The sequence below is a fragment of the Bradyrhizobium sp. 31Argb genome, assembly GCF_043638955.1.
GTDB lineage: Bacteria > Pseudomonadota > Alphaproteobacteria > Rhizobiales > Xanthobacteraceae > Bradyrhizobium.
Genome location: NZ_JBEGDB010000163.1, coordinates 1 through 17,610 on the forward strand (window position 1 = coordinate 1; position 17,610 = coordinate 17,610).

Annotated in this window: 14 protein-coding genes; 4 read left to right on the top strand and 10 right to left on the bottom strand. The window is 63.4% G+C overall.

Annotated features, from left to right (window positions below; genetic code table 11):
- Window positions 1-175: 175 nt before the first annotated feature.
- The 3 genes from AAFX91_RS26535 to AAFX91_RS26545 all read right to left on the bottom strand — a co-directional run bounded on the left by AAFX91_RS26535 (window position 176) and on the right by AAFX91_RS26545 (window position 3,174).
- Window positions 176-454: a histone gene (locus AAFX91_RS26535; protein ID WP_130581895.1), complete on the bottom strand. Its 279-nt coding sequence runs from the start codon at window positions 452-454 to the stop codon at window positions 176-178.
- A 225-nt stretch (window positions 455-679) separates the two neighbouring features.
- On the bottom strand, window positions 680-2,248 hold the full coding sequence (locus tag AAFX91_RS26540; protein ID WP_130581894.1) for an adenylate/guanylate cyclase domain-containing protein: 1,569 nt from the start codon (window positions 2,246-2,248) through the stop codon (window positions 680-682).
- A gap of 266 nt (window positions 2,249-2,514) precedes the next feature.
- Window positions 2,515-3,174 (bottom strand): peroxiredoxin, encoded by a 660-nt coding sequence (locus tag AAFX91_RS26545; RefSeq protein ID WP_130581893.1) that lies wholly within the window; start codon window positions 3,172-3,174, stop codon window positions 2,515-2,517.
- Window positions 3,175-3,563: 389 nt separating this feature from the next.
- Between AAFX91_RS26545 and AAFX91_RS26550 the strand changes: the two genes are divergently transcribed.
- Entirely contained in the window at window positions 3,564-4,136 is a 573-nt protein-coding gene (locus AAFX91_RS26550; RefSeq protein WP_130581892.1) for a hypothetical protein, read from the top strand.
- Between the two features lie 36 nt (window positions 4,137-4,172).
- Here AAFX91_RS26550 and AAFX91_RS26555 read toward each other — a convergent pair whose 3' ends face one another.
- The 4 genes from AAFX91_RS26555 to AAFX91_RS26570 form a co-directional block, all read right to left on the bottom strand.
- Window positions 4,173-6,011, bottom strand: coding sequence for an alkaline phosphatase family protein (locus AAFX91_RS26555; RefSeq protein ID WP_394568622.1), 1,839 nt, complete (start codon window positions 6,009-6,011; stop codon window positions 4,173-4,175).
- Between the two features lie 138 nt (window positions 6,012-6,149).
- Window positions 6,150-9,380: an efflux RND transporter permease subunit gene (locus tag AAFX91_RS26560; RefSeq protein WP_394568623.1), complete on the bottom strand. Its 3,231-nt coding sequence runs from the start codon at window positions 9,378-9,380 to the stop codon at window positions 6,150-6,152.
- The gene (locus AAFX91_RS26565; RefSeq protein WP_394568624.1) at window positions 9,373-10,578 is read right to left on the bottom strand and encodes an efflux RND transporter periplasmic adaptor subunit; all 1,206 of its coding nucleotides are present in this window, start codon (window positions 10,576-10,578) and stop codon (window positions 9,373-9,375) included. Before AAFX91_RS26565 ends, AAFX91_RS26560 begins: the two co-directional genes overlap by 8 nt.
- A 114-nt stretch (window positions 10,579-10,692) precedes the next feature.
- Window positions 10,693-10,971, bottom strand: a complete 279-nt coding sequence (locus tag AAFX91_RS26570; RefSeq protein ID WP_282528215.1) for a hypothetical protein — start codon at window positions 10,969-10,971, stop codon at window positions 10,693-10,695.
- Window positions 10,972-11,311: 340 nt separating this feature from the next.
- Between AAFX91_RS26570 and AAFX91_RS26575 the strand changes: the two genes are divergently transcribed.
- The gene (locus tag AAFX91_RS26575; protein WP_394568625.1) at window positions 11,312-12,118 is read left to right on the top strand and encodes an extracellular solute-binding protein; all 807 of its coding nucleotides are present in this window, start codon (window positions 11,312-11,314) and stop codon (window positions 12,116-12,118) included.
- Here the strand turns inward: AAFX91_RS26575 and AAFX91_RS26580 are convergent.
- A complete protein-coding gene (locus tag AAFX91_RS26580; protein WP_394568626.1) occupies window positions 12,092-12,790 on the bottom strand; it encodes an ABC transporter permease in 699 nt (232 codons plus the stop codon). The two genes, AAFX91_RS26575 and AAFX91_RS26580, sit on opposite strands and share 27 nt — an antisense overlap.
- Window positions 12,791-13,032: 242 nt before the next feature.
- Here AAFX91_RS26580 and AAFX91_RS26585 point away from each other — a divergent pair, with 242 nt between their 5' ends.
- Window positions 13,033-15,750 carry an EAL domain-containing protein gene (locus tag AAFX91_RS26585; protein ID WP_394568627.1) on the top strand — a complete coding sequence of 906 codons (2,718 nt, stop codon included), beginning with the start codon at window positions 13,033-13,035 and terminating at the stop codon, window positions 15,748-15,750.
- An 11-nt stretch (window positions 15,751-15,761) separates the two neighbouring features.
- On the opposite strand, the gene AAFX91_RS26590 is transcribed toward AAFX91_RS26585, so the two are convergent.
- Window positions 15,762-16,328 (bottom strand): phosphatase PAP2 family protein, encoded by a 567-nt coding sequence (locus tag AAFX91_RS26590; RefSeq protein ID WP_130577724.1) that lies wholly within the window; start codon window positions 16,326-16,328, stop codon window positions 15,762-15,764.
- A gap of 125 nt (window positions 16,329-16,453) precedes the next feature.
- Here AAFX91_RS26590 and AAFX91_RS26595 point away from each other — a divergent pair, with 125 nt between their 5' ends.
- On the top strand, window positions 16,454-16,993 hold the full coding sequence (locus AAFX91_RS26595; protein WP_130577725.1) for a DUF4142 domain-containing protein: 540 nt from the start codon (window positions 16,454-16,456) through the stop codon (window positions 16,991-16,993).
- A gap of 10 nt (window positions 16,994-17,003) precedes the next feature.
- On the opposite strand, the gene AAFX91_RS26600 is transcribed toward AAFX91_RS26595, so the two are convergent.
- Entirely contained in the window at window positions 17,004-17,471 is a 468-nt protein-coding gene (locus AAFX91_RS26600) for a DUF6328 family protein (RefSeq protein ID WP_394568628.1), read from the bottom strand.
- Window positions 17,472-17,610: the final 139 nt, after the last annotated feature.

The following is a 17,610-nucleotide window of genomic DNA, read 5'->3' on the forward strand; positions in this document are numbered from 1 at the left end:
CGAACCGCCGGATACGGACCCGTACGTCCGGTGGTGTGGGAGGGGCGAAGCCGCGAGGCTTCCCCCTATCCCGATCCCCTCGTGGAGACGTGGATTGCTTCGCTGCGTTCGCAATGACGAACTCGTCGTACCAGCATGCGCCGGGACGACGCCGGTGCCAGAGCGGTGCCTGCAATCAGCGCTTCGACTTCTTGGCCTTCTTTTTCTTGGTAGCTTTCTTGGACGTTTTCTTTGGCGCCTTCTTGGCTTTCTTTGCCGACTTCTTGGCGGCCTTCTTGCCGGCCTTTCTGGTCTTCGTTGCTTTCTTCTTCCTGGCCGCCGCTACCTTCTTCGCCACTTTCTTGGCGGCCCTTCGCACCTTCTTCACGGCTGTCGTCGCGACTTCGGTGGTGGCCGTTGCGGCGGTGCCGAGCGTGTCGGTCACTTGATCGATTACGGGCTTGTCGTCGTCCATGTCATCCCCCAACAGTTGAACGAGAGCACAACGATAGCCGGATTCTTGAAAGCGTCAAATCGATGTCGCAGTCCGTGCACTCCGCACTTCGGCGTAGGCGGCAAGCGCGGTCGTTCGCTGGGACTGATGTCAGCCACCGCGGAGGCCGGCAGGGCAACGGCCTGCGGGACGTCGCCGGGAACTGAGGGGGCGCCGACCGGAGCTTCGATTGTCGGCTCAGCGCCGCTATTGCGCGGGCGTGGCGCGCCTGCGGTCGAGCGCGACGAGTGCATCGCTCAGGATCGCCTTGATCCGGTCGATGCCCTGCGGATCGAGCACGGATGGATCAAGGTAGAAATCCAGCCCGGCCGTGCGCTCGACGATCACATCGCCTTTCGCGGTGTCGTCGAGCACGTTGTCGATGGAATAGGGGATCACCTCGCGGCTGATGCCCTTCATGGTGATCGCGGGCAGCGGGTGGGCCTGGATGATGTCCCTGGCCAGCGCAAAGGTCTCGTAGCTGACCACGATGCCTCCGGGCTCGGCGATCGATTGCAGCCGCGCCGCCAGATTGGCTTCGGCGCCGATGATCGTATAGTCCATCCGGTCCACGCTGCCGAAATTGCCGACATTGCAGTAGCCGGAATTGATGCCCATCCGCGACTTGAAGGGCTGTTCAATGCCGGCGGCGCGCCACTTGGCGTTCAGCTCCAGCAGGCGGCGCTGCATCTTCCAGGCCATCTGGACGCAGGCCTCGGCATCCGCCCGGTCCCCCCTGGTTTCGGGATCGCCGAAGAAGATCAGCATGGCGTCGCCGATGAACTTGTCGATCGTGCCGCCATGCTGGTGGGCGATCTCGGACATCTCGGTGAAATACTCGTTGAGCAGTTGGGTGATCTGCTCCGGCTGCAGCCGCTCGGTGGTGGCGGTGAAGTTCTGGATGTCCGAGAAGAAGATCGTCAGTTTCTTGCGCTCGGTGTGAATGGTGACGTCCTTCTGGCCGCTGAAGATGCTCTTGTAGATTTGCGGCGGGATGTAGCGCGATATCTTCAGCGACAGCGTCGCGAGGAAATCGTTGTTGGATTCGAGCTCGCGGTTCATGGCCCGGATTTGCCGGGCCTGGCGGCGCTGCATCATCAGGAAGGAGAGGCCGCTGATGCTGGCCAGCGCCAGATAGGCGAGCAGGTATTTGAAGGAGAACAGGTTTGCGGCGATCGGTTGTGTGATCGCGACCTCCTGGATGCCGCGGACGTCGCCCACCTTCCAGTCCGTCTTGGGGCTCTCGGGATGGGAGTTGTGGCAACTGACGCAGGCCGGGCCCATGACGACCGGGGCGACCAGCCGGACGCGGTCGCTGAACAGCGATGTCGTCGTGTCGACGATCTTCTGGTCCGGGTTCGTGCGCAGGCTCTGCAGCGAAGCTTTCTCGAACTCATCGAGCTGGTGCGGCGCACGGTTCTTGAACGGGAAGTCCGAGACGAAGCGGTAGGTGATGTTCTGCTGCTGCTCGCTGATGACCTTCCCGAGCTCGAGCGACAGCGTCGCCGGGATTGGGATCGCGCCCGGAATGGTCTCGTAGTTGTGGACCACCTGGGTCTGGCCGGGATGGGACAATATCCGCCCGACGACGTTCGAGGCGTAATAGGAGCGAACGCTGCTGACGAGCGAATTGAGATCATTGGCCTGCCGCCGGAGCGCGACTTCCGCGAGATTGGTCAGGTCGAGCCATACCGCGACCGGAAGGGCCGCGAGCAGCAGTGCAATCAGGAACCCTGTCAGGGCCGCGGAGCGTATTTGTCTGGGATTGCTATCCATCGCGATGATCCGATTCCTGCCCGTCCGCAGGCTAAACTTCCATTGCAACCACCGCCTGTAAAGCGCGGCTACGAAGCAGCTTTCTTCAAATTGATGCGTAACTGGCGCGATCTGCGGCGGCGGCTGAAGGTGGGGATGCCGGCAGTCAATTGCGGCCCTGGCTTAGCCGGAGAGGCAATCGGGAGCGAGAAAATGTAGTTCGGAGCGGCTCTCTCATGCCCGGCGCGAGGCCGGGCATGATGGTCGGATATCGATGGCGCGGGCGCTTACTTCGGTTGTCCGACGATACGGATATAGGGCTTCGGCGCCTTCCAGCCTTCGGGGTAGATCGTCTTGGCTTCGTCGTCGCTGACGGAGCCCGCGATGATGACGTCCTCGCCCTGCTTCCAGTCGGCCGGCGTCGCGACGCGATGCTTGGCGGTGAGCTGCAGCGAGTCGATGACGCGCAGTATCTCCTGGAAGTTGCGGCCGGTGGTCATCGGATAGACCAGCACCAGCTTGATCTTCTTGTCGGGGCCGATGATGAAGACGTTGCGGACGGTCTGGTTGTCCGCCGGCGTCCGGACGAGGGGATCGCCCGAGGTCGAGGCGGGCAGCATCTCGTAGAGCTTGGAGACGTTGAAGTCGGTGTCGGCGATCATCGGGTAGTTCGGCGCGGCACCCTGGGTCTCCTCGATGTCAACAGACCATTTGGCATGGCGGTCGACGGGATCGACGGAAAGGCCCATCAGCTTGACGCCGCGCTTGTCGAATTCCGGTTTCAGCTTGGCGAGCGCGCCGAGCTCGGTGGTGCAGACCGGGGTGAAGTCCTTGGGATGCGAGAACAGGAGCGCCCAGCTATTGCCGATCCAGTCGTGGAATTTAATTTTGCCCTCGGTGGTTTCGGCTTCGAAGTCGGGGGCGGTCGCGCCAATGGGAAGTGTCATGGTTTTGCCTCATGCTATTGAAGTGGCTAAAGAAAATCTTTTCTGGGTGACCGCCGAGTATAGGCACAACAAGGGCTTAAGTGAACCACTGTAGCTAAAAGGTGAAATCATTCTCTTTTGTGACGGAACTCCAAGCAACTTCTTTTGATCGGCCCGCCTGCGGCGAAAAAACCCATAATGCCCGCAAGAGCACGGATTGCCGTGGAATTGCCTTTTATGGTCCCCATCTCCGCGGTCCGGTCTGCTAATAGGCGCGAACCGTGACAGCCGTCACAGCGACCAATTGGCAACTATGTACAAATGTCGAAACCCCGGTTTCGAATCGGTAACCACTCGTTTACGCCGGCATGGAAATGCTGGACTGAAATAAGGAACTGAGAAGTCTCGCTATGTCTGCCCCTAGTATCGAGGCGACCGATGCGGTCGCCCTGCAACCGTCCTGCCGCAAGACTGCCGCCCATGCCCTCACCATCGTACGCGATGGCGTGATCACCGGCGAAGGCCCCACCACCAAGGGCCGCATCCACTTTTCCCGAGCGCTCGATGCCGATGACGCCGCCTGGTGCGCGCGCATCCTCACCGCCTCCGCCGTTGCGCACCAGCCGGTGAGCCGGGAGGAGGTCGCGGCGTTGTTCGAGATCAACGAAGCCGCGGCCGAGCGCAGCGACGATGGCCGTTTCGACGACCTCCTGGCCAAGGCGGTCGCCCATCACGCCGCTTCGATGTCCGGCCTGCCGGTGCCGCCCCGCACGGTGGCGCTGTCGCCGGACACCGACATCGAGAGCTGGGCGCCCACCCACGCCGCCAATATCGACACCAAGGTGCTGGAGTGGATCGCGAGCCAGATGCGTGGCAAGCGCCGCACCAGCCACGCGCTCGCCGCGATGGTCGCCACCCTGGTCGGCGCCGCGGCGCTGCCGCTGGTGCAGTTGCCGAACGTGTTCGATATCGCGTTGGTGTAAGCCACCCGACCTCGAAAAGGGTACCGACGGCGGGGGCTATTTCCCCGCCGTTTTCTGTTTGCCGCTCTCGACGTCAAGCCCCAGCGTCCGCCCGGGGAAACCGGCGACGTCGAAATAGCGGGTCGACAGCACCCGCTGGAATTTGACGACCGTGCGCAGCCCGTTGCCGGCCGGCTTCGAGGTGATGGTGCCGTCGGCCATCTTCGGGACGATGCCGTTCGGGATCGCTTCCGACACCACCCGACCCAGCAGCCCGCCATTGGCGCTGGTGCGGAGGTCGAGCAGCTTGGCGATGGTCATGCCGACGTCAGCGTTGCTGACGGGAAGGGGATCGACATAGCCGGATTTGAAGTCGGGTCCGATCGCCGCCATGAAGTTCAGCGTGTCGCCCCGGCTGAAGCTGCCGTGCATGCCCTGGCCCTGACGCAGGACCGTGTCGGCGACCTGGACCGAGCAGTTGGTTGGCTCCTCGCAGCCCGACGACCAGGAGCGGAAGTTGACCACGATCGACGGCGTCGGGGTCACCGCCTTGCCCCGCAGGTTGAGCTGGGAGATCGGCAGCGTGCCGGGGAAGCGTCCGAACCGGTCATCGACGAAGAGGCCGCTGACATAGTCCTGCTCCAGCAGCGCCTTGATGACGCGGCCAGTGAGCTTCTTGTCCCGGTTCGGCAGATAGACCAGGTCCGACCCGCCGTTGGTGGCCACGACCACATCGGGCTTGGTTGGATCCTGGCCGAGCACGCCGTTGCCGGCCTTGGGATGGGCGTTGTCGGCGACGCGCGCGTTCTTGTCGTTGGGATCGAACAGCGGCAGGTCCAGCGCCTTGGCCAGATCGATCGCCAGGAAGCCCATCGGCAGGAAATCCTTCGGCGTATCGTCGTAGGAGATCTTGGCCGAGGGGCTGGTCTTGCTCTCTTTCGAGATCGTCGAGAAGCCGTGGTCGGCGGAGACGATGATGTTGGTGGAAGAGGCGAGCCCGAGTTCGTCGAGCGCCTTGCGCAATTGCGCGAGGTTGTCGTCGGCGTTCTTGATCGCGGCCATCGAGGTCGGCCCGTTGATCCCGGGCGTGATCGTGTTGAGGCTGTCGCCCGTGTTGTGCTGGCTGCCGTCAGGGTCGCGCGACCAGAACACCAGCACGAACGGCTTGTTGCGGGCCTTGAACATCGGCAGCACGACCTTTGTGGCGACGTCGGCGAAATAGGCCTGCTGGGCGACATTGGCCACGGTGGTGCCCGGGGTCTTGGCGTCGCCGGCCTTGGCGTTGTCGCCGCGGCTGGGCGTCGTCAGCGCCAGGTTGGCTTTGGTGAGCGCATCCTTTACCTCCTCGGACAGGGGAACGCCGTTCTTGCCGCCAGTGGAATCGTCGAAGATGATGGTGTGCTTGCCGCGATCGGTGTGGTCGAACAGCAGCGTCGGGCCGACCTTGCCGATGGCCGCGGTGCTGAAACCCTTCTCGCGCGCCATCTTCAGGATGGTCTCTTCGTTCAGATAGTCGCCGTTGAAATGGTCGTCGATGTCGGCCAGCACAGCATCGTTCTCGATGAAGGGCACAACGGTGTCGCCCGCGGGCGCCGAAGAATAGCCGGTGTAGATCGTGTTGCTGAAAGTGCCGGTGTCGCCGAGATGGTGGCCGGTCGACATCGCCGAGCTGTTGGCCATGGTGAAGGTCGGAAACAGTGAATGCGAGTTCTTGAAGTTGACGCCCTTGTCGCGGATATCGGCCATCATCGGCGCCGTCTGCGGGGTGACGATGCGGGAGCGCAGACCGTCGGGGATGAACAGGATCACGTTACGTGGCGTGTTGTTCTGGGCCGATGCGGCCCCGGCCGCGAGCGTGATCAAGCCTGCCGATAGCAATGTTATTGTGCGGCGCATCTTCATTTCCCCCTGTCAGCAGCAACTTCCTGCGATCGATCGTCGCACCCGTTTAGTTTTGCTATATGACAGAATTGTTACATCTGGCCACGATGCCCGTCGAACTATCGAGTCATCGCTCCGAGCTTCGCATCGCGATCAGTTGTGTGCCGCCTTGGGTAGCCCGGCGCGCAGTTCGGCAGCATGCTCACCCCGCCGCCCGAACCGTGCGTAGAGCGCTGGCAGAACGGCGAGCGTCAGCAGGGTCGCGCTGATCAGGCCGCCGATGACCACGGTCGCCAGCGGCTTTTGTACCTCCGCGCCCGTGCCGGTGGCGAAGGCCATCGGCACGAAGCCGAGCGCCGCCACCAGTGCGGTCATCACGACCGGGCGAAGCCGGGTGAGGGCGCCATTCTCGATTGCCTGTCGCAGCGGCATGCCGTCCTCATGGAGCTTACGGACCAGGCTCAACATCACCAGGCCGTTCAGCACGGCGACGCCGGACAGCGCAATGAAGCCGACCGCCGCCGAGATCGAGAACGGCATGCCGCGAAGCCAGAGCGCGGCGATGCCGCCGGTGAGCGCGAGCGGCACGGCGCTGAACACCACCAGCGCATCGCGCGCCGATCCGGTGGCCGCCAGCAGCAGCAGGAAGATCAATGCAAAGCACGCCGGCACGACGATGCCGAGCCTCTGCCGCGCCGCCGCCAGGTTCTCGAACTGTCCGCCCCAACTCATCCAGTAGCCGGGCGGCAGCTTGACCTGCTGGCCGACCTTGGCCTGGGCTTCCGCGACGACCGAGCCGAGGTCGCGGCCGCGGACGTTGGCGGTGATGACGATGCGGCGCTTGCCGTTCTCGCGGCTGATCTGGTTCGGCCCCTCGGTGAAGGAGAATCGCGCCAATCGGTTGAGCGGCAGGCTCTGGACAGTTGCATTGGGCGTTGCCTTCGGCAGCGCCACGGGAAGGTTGCCGAGCGCCTCGAGGTCGGATCGCAAGCCTTCCGGCAATCTTACGACGATGTCGAACCGGCGGTCGCCCTCGAACACGACGCCGGCGTCCTGGCCGCCGACGGCGGCGCCGATCACATCCTGCACCGCCGCCGCGCTCAGACCGCGGCGGGCGATCGCGGCACGGTCGACCTTGATGTCAAGGACGGGAAGGCCGCCGGCCTGTTCCACCTTCACATCGGTCGCCCCCTGCACCGAGCGCAGGATCGAGGCCACTTCGTTGGCCGCTTTCAGCATCGGCTCGAACTCGTCGCCAAACACCTTGACGGCGATGTCGCCGCGAACGCCAGCCAGCAATTCGTTGAAGCGCATCTGGATCGGCTGAGTGAACTCATAGACATTTCCGGGAACGCGATTGACCGATCTTGCGATCTGCTCGACCAGTTCCTCCTTCGTCATCGAAGGATCCGGCCATTGATCGCGCGGCTTGAGCATGATGAAGGTGTCGGACGCGTTCGGCGGCATCGGGTCGCTCGCGACCTCGGCCGTGCCGGTCTTGGAGAAGACGAAGGCGACCTGCGGCAGACGGCTGACGGCGTTCTCGACCGCAAGCTGCATCGCCTGCGATTGCGACAGCGCGGTGCTGGGAATCCGCAGCGCATGCATGGCGATATTCTTCTCGTCCAGCGACGGGATGAACTCCTGCCCGAGGCGCGCGAAGCCCGCCAGTGCGGTGGCAAACAGCACGGCCGCCGTTGCGATGACAGGCAGGGGGGCTGCAATCGCATAGCGCAACAGCGGCCGGTATAGGCGCTTCAAGGCAGCAACCAGCTTGCTTTCATGCTCCTGAACGCGTCCGGTGACGGCAATGGCGATCGCGGCGGGAACGAGCGTCAGCGACAGGACGAATGCCGATGCCAGCGCCAGGATCACGGTCACGGCCATCGGGGTGAACATCTTGCCTTCGATGCCGGTGAAGGTGAGGAGCGGCACGTAAACCAGGAGGATGATGGCCTGCCCGTAGAGGCTCGGGCGGATCATCTCGACCGCGGAAGCGCGCACCGTGGCCAGCCGCTCGTCGCGGGAGAGGGGACGCCCGAGGTCGCGCTGCCGCTCCGCCAGATGGCGCAGGCTGTTCTCGGTGATGATGACGGCGCCATCGACGATCAGGCCGAAATCGAGTGCGCCCAGGCTCATCAGATTGGCGCTGATGCGGCCCTGCCACATGCCGATCGTGGTCATCAGCATCGCCACGGGGATCACCAGCGCGGTGATCAGCGCGGCGCGAAAATTGCCCAGCAGGACAAACAGCACCGCGATGACCAACAGCGCACCCTCGCTCAGATTGGTCGCAACCGTCCTGACGGTGGCATCGACCAGTTGAGTGCGGTCGAGCACGGTCTTGACCTCGACACCAGGCGGCAGCGTCGGCGCGATCTCGCGCAGCCGCGTGTCGACCGCCGACGACACAGTGCGGCTGTTGGCGCCGATGAGCATCAGTGCGGTGCCGACGACCACCTCGTGGCCGTTCTCGCTGGCGCTGCCGGTGCGGCTCTCGCCGCCGATCGCAACGGTGGCGATATCGCGGATCCGCACCGGAACGCCGCCGCGCGTGGTGACGACAATGGCGCCGAGTTCCTCCATGTTCTCGATGCGGCCACCGGAGCGCACGACAAAGCCCTCGCCGTTCTTTTCGATGTAGCGCGCGCCGCGGCTGACATTGTTGGTCTCGATCGCGTTCGCCACGTCGGCAAAGGTCAAGCCGAGCGCGATCAGCTTCGCCGCATCCGGATGGACCTGGTACTGCTTGAGATAGCCGCCGATCGTATCGACACCGGCAACGCCGGGAACGGTCTTGATCTGCGGCCGGATGATCCAGTCCTGTACCGTGCGCAAATAGGCGTTCTTCTCGATGTCGCCTTTGAGCCGCGTCCCGTCGCTGGTGACAAAGCTTCCGTCGCGTTGCAGACCCAGCGCGCCGTCGGCTTCGACCGGTTTGTCGGCGAAGCGAACGGTCCACATGTAGATCTCGCCGAGCCCGGTCGAGACCGGACCGATCCGCGGCTCGATGCCTTGCGGCAGGCGCGCGCGGACCTCGGCCAGGCGTTCGGTAACCTGCTGGCGCGCAAAGTAGATATCGGTGGCTTCGCTGAAGACCGCGGTCACCTGTGAAAAGCCGTTGCGCGATAGCGAGCGTGTGCTCTCGAGGCCGGGCGCGCCGGCGAGGGCCGTCTCGACGGGAAAGGTGACCTGCTTCTCGATTTCGAGCGGCGACAGCGCGTGGGCCGCGGTGTTGATCTGCACCTGCTTGTTGGTGATGTCGGGCACCGCGTCGATCGACACCCTCGTCAACGCAAAGCCGCCGAGCGCCATGACGACGGCGCAGAGCGCAACGACCACCCAGCGACGATGAATGGAGAAGCCGATGATGCCCTCAATCATGGCCATGCTCCGCTTCGGCCTTTTCCAACTCGGCCTTGAGCGTGAATGTGTTGGCGACCGCGATCGTCTCTCCGGGCGAAAGGCCGCTCACGATCTCGACGTCGTCATCATCCTCGCGACCGGTACGCACCTGCCGCGCCTCAAACCCTTCGGCGTTACGCACGAATATCGTGGCGTTGCCCTTGACGGTCTGAAGCGCTTTCTTCGAGACGATCACCTTGGAGGGCTCGCCGCCGAGCGGCACTTCCGCGGTGACGAAAGTGCCGGGCCTCCATCGGTGATCCCGGTTCGCCAGGGTTGCGATCACGCGGGCGTTGCGGGTCTCGCGATCGAGCAGGGGGCTGACAAAGATCACCCGCGCGACCGCTTCGTCGTCGCTGCCGATCGCGCGGATCGTGACCAGTCCGCCCTCGTGCACCGCGGCGATGTTTTCCGGGGAGACCGCGAGATCGACCCAGATATCGTCGAGATTGACAATGACGAACAGCTCACTTTCCTGGCCCTCGCGGCCGATCAGCCCACCGAGGTCGACGCGCCGCTCCGAGACGCGGCCCGAGATCGGCGCACGCAAATATTGTTCGCGCAGACTTTCCGGCGGCTGGTTCGGGAGGTCGACGATCTCCTTTTCTGAAAGCCCCAGCGCGAATAGCTTTTGCCTGGCGCCGTCGAGCTTGATCCGTGCGTCATTGGCGGTGAGCTGGATCCGCAGGAATTCGTTTTCCGACATGGCCCGGCTTTCGGCCAAGCTCTTTTGCCTGTTGTAGAGCGTCTGCTGCAGATCGTTGGTCAGCCGCGCGGCGAGGTATTCGCTCTTGGCGTCCGCCACGTCCCGGCTTTCGATGACGGCGACGATCTCACCTTTTTCGACACTGTCGCCGAGGCGCTTGCGCAGTTCGGCGACCGTCGCCAGCACGCGCACGGAGACGCGGCCGACGTGGTCGGCGTCGGGGATAAGCGAGCCCGGTGCCAGGAAGTGGCGTTTGAGCGTACCGCCCGCAACCGGCGCCAGCCTGATGCCGGCATTCCTGATCTGCTCCTCGCTCAGCGCGATGTGCTCGGTGCCGTGATCCTCGCTTTCGGCCTTTGCCGTTCCGGTCGTCGCCGTTTCCTGCTGCGCTGGCGGCCAATGCGACCAGGCCGCGATACCAAGGCCGCCACCGACGATGATGCCGGCAACGAAAAGAAGAATCCGTCTCATATATGCCTTCCCCACCGCGCACGGGTCCAGGCCCGGCGCTGCCGCCATAGCGACGCGTTCAATCAAGGCCCGCTGCCGGGAGGCAGCGCAGCCGGATCGGTCATGCCGATCGGATCAGGCGCGGGGTGGCTTGAAGGGACAGAGCGGTTCGGCCGCTTCGGGGGCGCGCATGGCGAGAAAGCGATAGGCGTGCGCAGCGTATTCGATCGTGACCGACGTGTCCTGCGGTGCCACGGTCGATACGTGGGTCAGGCAGTGGTCGCCGTGGGGCAATGCTGGATGGACGGGAGCCTTGTCGGTGGCATCACCGGCGAGTTGCGCGATCGACAGCGCCGGTATTGCATCGTCGCTGTCGAAGCCGAGACCGTGAAAGAAGGACAGCACGAGCGCCAACGAGATCAGTCCCGCAAGCAGGCTACGCCATCGGCGTGACGGGGCCTTGCGGGTCGAACAATCCGGTGCGGCGAAGCGAGAGTCCATGCCGCTAGTTAGCGTTACCCCAGCGCCGATTCAAGGCAGGAGATTTCTGAATGCTATAACGTTACCCTTTCGCCAGCAGCCCGCTTGTGCCTCGTAACGCCGAATATGACGGCGCGACGACGGCGTCGCGCAGTTTCGGGCGATTGTGAAGTCAGTGCCTCCGGTCGCTGCGGCGGATCGCCTCGCTTATGGCCGGGCAGGCCGGGATGAAGTAGAACGTCCCTAAACAGCCGGCTTCGCGGAGGTGAGGGAAATGCTCGCACGAATCGTGGTCGCAACTCTTCTCATGATCTCCAGCGCGTTCGCGCAGGAGCGCTCAATCACGGTGGCATCGACGACATCGACCGAGCAGTCCGGACTGTTCGGTTTCCTGTTGCCGCGCTTTACGGCGGCGACGGGGATCGGTGTCAACGTGGTCGCGGTCGGCACCGGCCAGGCGCTCGACATCGGACGGCGGGGCGATGCCGACGTGGTGTTCGTGCATGATCGCCCGGCGGAGGAGAAGTTCATGGCCGAAGGATTTGGCGTCAAACGCCAGGACGTGATGTACAACGATTTCGTGGTGATCGGCCCGAAGGCGGATCCGGCGCACATCGCTGATGGCAACGACGTCACGGAAGCGCTGAAGAAGATCGCCGCCGCGAAGGCGACCTTCGTCTCGCGCGGCGACCGCTCCGGCACGCACCAGGCCGAATTGCGGCTCTGGAAGGAGGCCGGCATCGACATCGCGACGGCGAAGGGATCCTGGTATCGCGAGATCGGGCAGGGGATGGGGCCCGCACTCAACATGGCCGCATCCGACAACGCCTATGTGCTCTCGGATCGCGGCACCTGGCTATCGTTCAAGAATCGCGGCGATCTCGCGATCCTGACCGAGGGCGATCGGCGCCTGTTCAACCAATATGGCGTGATGCTCGTCAATCCGGCCAAACACCCGACCGTGAAAGCCAGAGATGGGCAGGCCTTCGTCGACTGGTTGATCTCCGCCGAGGGGCAGAAGGTGATCGCCGACTACAAGGTCGGCGGCGAGCAGCTATTTTTCCCCAACGCGTCCGACTAGCAGGAACGCGACCGTGCTCACGGTTACGCTGAGGCCGAGCAGGATCAGGCCAAGCCCGAGCGCCAGTGGCAACTCGCCCTTGCTGGTTTCTAGCGCGATCGCGGTCGTCATGGTCCGGGTGTAGCCGCGGATATTGCCGCCGACGATGATGATGGCGCCGACTTCGGCGATGGCGCGGCCGAAGGCGGCAAGAAACGCCGTCAACAACGAGCCGCGGCCGAGCGATGACAACACCGCCATGCTGCGCAGGCGCGACATGCCATCGGCGCGCATGAGGTCGGCATATTCCGTCCACAATAGCGAGACCGGACGGTGCACGAGAGCGACCACGATCGGCGTGGCGAGGATCGTCTGCGCGACAATCATGGCGCTCGGCGTGAACAGCAGTCCGGCAAAGCCGAGCGGACCGGAACGCGACAGCAGGAGGTAAAGGGCCAGTCCAACCACCACCGGCGGCAGGCCGAGCATGGCGTTCGCCAGCACGATCGTGGCCTGCCTGCCCTGAAACCGGCTGATCGCGAGCAGGACGCCGAGGGGCGCGCCGATCAGCAGCGCGAGCAGGCTCGCCGTCAGGCTGACGCGCAACGATAGCAGGACGATGCCGATCAGCTCAGCGTCAAGGCTGGCGATCAGCGAGAGCGCCGTCGCCACCGATTGCGTGAAATCATTCATCCTGCTGCGCGCTTGGCCGCCCCGGTGAGATCGCCCGAATGAAGATTGCCGGCTGGCACCATCCAGCAAACACCTAAATCTCTCATAAACTGCGTAACGTCCAATACCGCACAAGCAATGTTGCGCGGGCGAAATCTGGTAACGCTCAGAAACAAAGTTCCATGTTAACCGGCTGATAACTCATTTTCCTAACGCCCTCTTGGGTTGTGTCCCCTACAACAAGCGCTTGTAGGGGCAGGGAAATGTCAGACAGCTCGGCCAAGAGCGATATCTTGCAGAGCCGGTGGTGGCCGAAATGGGCCGTCGTGGCGCCATTGCGATTGAGTGCAATCCGGTGGCTCGTGCTGTGCGCGGCGGCACTCGTGGCCGCGATTGGGCTCGGCACCGGGTACTTGGCGCTGCAATTCCGGGAGCGCGCGCTCGATCTCGCCGAACGCGAACTCTCCAACACTGCGCTGCTGCTGTCCCGCCATTTCGATCAGCAGCTCTCCGATCTCCAGCACGTGCACGATGATGTCGTCGCCAACATGCGGGCGGACGGGGTCGATACGGCCGATCAGTTCGAAAAGATGATGTCGCTGCTGAGCGCGCACGAAATGCTGCGCACCAGGCTTGCGGCGCTGCCGCATGTTGGTGGTCTCAATCTGTTCAATGCCGAGGGATGGCTGATCAATTCCTCCGAGATGTGGCCGGTGCCTGACCTGAACGTCAGGGATCGGCGATATTTCAGGGAGTTTACCTCCGGCAAGCCGACACCCGATGTTATCGTCGAGCCCGCGGTGAGCCGCGTCACGGGCAAATGGACGACGCTGTTCGCCCGCAAGATTGTCGACGGCAATGGCGCTATCATCGGCTTTTCCAGCCGGGGCGTCGAGCCCAGCCAGTTCGAGGATTTCGTCGCCTCTCTGGCGCTGAATGGCGACACAATCATCTCAATGATCCATCGCGACGGCACGGTGATCGCCCGCTATCCCAAGGATGATGGGGCGATTGGCAAGAGCGTAGCCGGTCTCCCGTCATTCCAGAAGGCGCTGACGCTTGACGGGAACATCTCGGGCCGCTTCAGCACTGAAGATGCCGAAGACAAGATCGGGGCGGTTCGACCGCTCACTCATTTTCCGATCCTGATCGTTGCCACGACCAAGACCTCGACCGCGCTCGCCGACTGGCGGGCGCAGACGAAACTGCAGTTCAGCGCTGCGATCCTGGCGATCATCGTCGTCATCGTCACGATCTTCCCGATCGTGAGACAACTGCAGCAACAGCATGAGGCCGCGCGCCAGAAGCTGTCGGAGAAGAGCTCTCATCTCGACACCGCCATCAACAACATGACCCAGGGGCTGTTGCTGTTCGATGCGTCGGGCCGGCTCGTGATCTGCAATCAGCGCTATCTCGATATGCTAGGCGTATCGCCTGACGTCGCCAGGCCCGGATGCCACCTGCGCGACCTCGTGCTGCACCGTCAGTCGATCGGATCCTTTATCGGCGATGTCGACGAATATTGCGCGCACTTCATCGGACCTAACAGCAGCGAGATCGGCGAACGCCACTTCTCGACGCAAGACGGACGAATTATCCGAATGATCTTCAAACATTCGCCGGATGGGGGCTGGGCCACAACGTTCGAGGATGTGACCGAGCGGCGCCGGGTCGAGGCGAAGATCGAACATCTCGCCCATTACGATCCGCTGACCAGTCTGCCGAACCGGACGCTGTTCCAGCGCCACGCCGAAGGCTTGCTGCTCGAAACAGCCGATGTGCAGTTCGCGATCCTCTATATCGATATCGACGAGTTCAAGCGCATCAACGATTCGCTCGGCCATTTGATCGGCGATGAATTCCTCACAGGTGTCGCCGAACTGTTGCGGCAGTCGATCGGACCGGAGGATTTCATCGCTCGTCTCGGCGGGGACGAGTTCGCCATCGTTCAGCGCGGCATCACGGCCGATATCGATGTCAGCGCGCTTGTTGAACGGATCTATCAGGCGCTGCGGACGCCGTTCGATTGCCATGGCCATCACTTGTCCGGCGACGCCAGCATCGGCATCGCGGTCGCGCCGCGGGATGGTACCGATCTGCTCGGCTTGTTGAAGCGCGCGGACCTTGCGATGTACGCCGCCAAGGCTGCCGGTCGCCGCACCCACCGTTTCTTCGAGCCGGAGATGGAGAAGGAGGCCAAGCTCCGCCGCGAGCTAGAAGCCGATATGCGCACTGCGCTGGTCGAAGGCGGGTTCGAAATCCACTATCAGCCGCTGGTCGATCTGCGCAGCGACGAGGTCACCGGCTGCGAGGCGCTGGTGCGCTGGCGGCATCCGGTGCGCGGCATGGTGTCGCCGGCCGAGTTTATTCCGGTCGCCGAGGAGACGGGCCTGATCGAGGAGATCGGGCAGTGGGTGCTGCGGACCGCCTGCACTGAGGCTGCCACCTGGCCCGCCCATGTGCGGGTGGCGGTCAACGTGTCGCCGATTCAGTTCAAGTCGGAAGCGTTGTCGCTGAAGGTCGCGGCGGCGTTGGCCGAGAGCGGGCTCGATCCGCGCCGCCTAGAGCTCGAAATCACGGAGGCGGTCCTGATCGCGGACGATGATGCCGCGCTGGTCGCGCTCAACCAGCTCCGCGCGCTCGGCGTTCACATCGCGCTGGATGATTTCGGAACCGGCTATTCTTCGCTGCAATATCTGCAGCGCTTCCCGTTCGACAAGATCAAGATCGACCGCAGCTTCGTCAAGGAAGTCACCCGCAATAGCTCGTCGGCGTCGATCATCCGCGCGGTGGTGAGCATCGCGGCCGACCGCGATATGATCACGACGGCGGAAGGGGTCGAAACCGAGCAGCAGCGCGACACAGTGCACATGCTGGGCTGCACCCAGATGCAGGGTTATCTGTTCAGCGCGGCGCGCACGGCGCGGGAGATCCGCGCGATGCTGGCATCCGAAACGGCTGAAGTGGAGGACGCCGCCTGATCGGCGACGTTTCAGCATTCGTGCCGATCCTCGCCGTAGCCTGTGATAAGCCGCAGCAGCCGTTCGATAGCGGCGCCGATCGCAAGGCCGGCAACGACATCGCTCAGCCAGTGCGCGAGCAGGACGACGCGTGTCAGCACAAGGCCTCCACCGATTGCCCAGACCACGTTGCGCTTTGCCGGCGGAAGCACGGTCGCGGCTGAGGCGATTGCGCCGACGTGAATCGCGTGGCCTGACGGAAAGGCGTCCTCAGGCTTGCCGGAGAACGGGACGCCATGCAGGTGACCTCGGGCTGTCCGTCGATCGGGCCGCTCCTGGTCGAATACCGTTTTCAGCACGTGGGGCAGGACGGCCGTCACGATCGTGGTCAGGAGGACGTGGCTGCTGCTGCGACGCTGCTTTGCGTCCTTGTTGCGCGAATAAAGCCACCAGCCCAGCGCAAGCGCGCAGATGACGTGCTCGTCCGCGCCCCACGTCAGCACCTCGGCAGCGCGCTCGGTTGTCGGCGTCGTGTATTCCGACACGGTGTCGGCGATTGCCTTGTCAGCGCGGGTTGGCTGCACCCGAAAAAGCGCCATCAGAGTCTCCCTTCGAGACTATAAACCTCTGACAGCCGTGATGGTTTCGCGAGCGCACCCCCTCGTAGGAACCAAAATTCCGGCCACGGGTTTGCCGCTCACAACCCTTACAAGAGGCAAGGACCATGAAGAGATCGATCGTGGTGGCGGCAGTTGCCGTCGCCTTTATTTCCACCTCGGCAGCCGCGCAATCGGTCGGCGAGAAGACCGGCGTCAATTCGGTATTGGGCGTCGCTCCCTCGACGGCCGATTTCGTCAAGGAAGCGGCGACCAGCGACATGCTGGAGATCGAGGCAGGCAAGCTCGCCGAGCAGAAGGGCAATGCGGAGGAGAAGAAATTCGCGTCCCAGATGATCGCCGATCACACCAAGACCAGCAGCGAACTGAAGGGCCTGGTCACGAGCAGCGAGGGCGTGCAGATTCCATCGGGCCTGGATTCGTCTTCGCAAAGCAAGCTCGACAAGCTGCGCGACACCAAACCGGAGAACTTTGCAAGTCAATATAACCCGATGCAGGTGAGCGCCCACAAGGATGCGGTGTCGCTGTTCGAACGCTACGCCAAGAGCGGCGACAATCCGAAGCTGAAGGATTGGGCCGGCAACACGCTCCCGACGCTGCGTCACCATCTCGAGATGGCGCAGGCGCTGGACAAAAATCGCAAGTGACCCCGCGGCGTCAAGGCTTGCGGTGATTGCGTGTCCATCGCACGATCAGCGGCAGAGCGTACCAGAATCCGATTAGCACGAGAAAACTCGCCACCGCGTAAGTGGCGGCGAGTTCGCGGTTGGTGATCCTGCCGAGCACGACATAGCTCTCTGCGGCGATGCCGGCAGCCAGAAAAAGCGGCGCCACTGTCACCAGCGCGGAGGCAATGCGCAGAAAGCTCGCAGAATCCGCGCCCCGATAGGAAAGCCGGTGCAAGGAAGCCGGCGTCATCAGGAGGATGACATTCATGGCGACAAGGCCGAGCGCGACGGCATGCACGATTTTTGCCGTTTGCGGCATTTCTTCAAATCCGCTGGTGAGCATGGCGATGAATTGAAAGCCGAACAGGGCCTGCGCGCCGGGGATGATGACGCGCGCTTCGGTCAGCAACTGGTCGACCTTTGTCGCGAGCGGGGTTGTTCCTCCTGAATCGGGCATTAGGGGTCTCTCCCGGTGAAACAGCTCCAATCCGAACCATGCAAAGCTTGATGCGAGTACCAGCGCTAGGCCGTGTGGACAGTTACCTTATCCAGAGCAGAGTGGCGGCAATGGCGACGACGGCGAAGTAGTTTCGCGC